General features: G+C 42.6%; 2 protein-coding genes. Both read left to right on the top strand.

The features are described from left to right. On the top strand, positions 1 to 360 hold a 360-nt coding region (gene fabR / locus ABN217_RS19175), incomplete at its 5' end, for an HTH-type transcriptional repressor FabR (RefSeq protein WP_349459844.1). 15 nt (positions 361 to 375) lie between these two features. Further along, a complete protein-coding gene (locus ABN217_RS19170; RefSeq protein WP_349459843.1) occupies positions 376 to 783 on the top strand; it encodes a YijD family membrane protein in 408 nt (135 codons plus the stop codon). Positions 784 to 808 lie beyond the last annotated feature (25 nt).

Below are 808 nucleotides of genomic sequence, written 5' to 3'. Positions count from 1 at the left end.
ATGGAGTTTATAGGTAATAACCCTAATGCGTTTAGGTTATTATTACGTGAACGCTCTGGAACCTCTGCTGAGTTTCGTGCAGCGGTGGCACGGGAAATCCAACACTTTATCGCAGAACTTGCCGATTACCTTGAACAAGAAAGCCGTATGCCACGACATTTTACTGAGCTACAAGCAGAATCCATGGTCACCATCGTTTTTAGCGCAGGTGCTGAAGCTCTAGATATCGATGAGGAAAAAAGGCAGCATCTGGAAGAACGGTTAGTGTTACAGCTACGTATGATCGCGAAAGGCGCATATTACTGGTACCGCCGTGAACAAGAAAAACAAAATCAAACTGACCCCGATCTCACTAAATAATATAAAGGAGAATCAATGACGGAACACAATCGCTATGAGAAAAGCACATTACTACTCGCACTAGTGGTTGGCTTATCGACTCACGGAACTTTCTCTGCTCTGTTTAACTCCTTAGTAGAGTTTTCTATATTTCCGATTATTACTTTAATATTAGCAGTTTATAGCCTACACCAGCGTTACTTACATCATGCAATGCCAATGGGGTTACCTAAATTTGTCGTGGGTAACTTCTTTTTAGGTTTATTTGCGTACGCTGCGATCCTGCGCGTGCAGCACCCAGAAGTGGGTACTAACTTTATTCCTGCAACCATTATTGTTGCACTAGCTTTGTGGTTATATACAAGCTGGAAAACACGCAAATTGCGGCTAGCATGGCCGGTTTATTACCAAAAGAAGGAGCGCCGGTTGATACAAACACGTTAATTATTTCGATCACCACGCTTTCAAT

The sequence above is a fragment of the Proteus sp. fly-1067 genome (assembly GCF_040139345.1).
Classification (GTDB): Bacteria; Pseudomonadota; Gammaproteobacteria; order Enterobacterales; family Enterobacteriaceae; genus Proteus; species Proteus vulgaris_B.
Note: the sequence above shows the minus strand (reverse complement) of the source record. Positions and strands in the feature narration are given on the sequence as shown.

Bases quoted from the DNA above. Each gene is read 5' to 3' on its own strand.
- ABN217_RS19170 (WP_349459843.1), top strand. From the start codon at position 376: ATGACGGAACACAATCGCTATGAGAAAAGCACATTACTACTCGCACTA.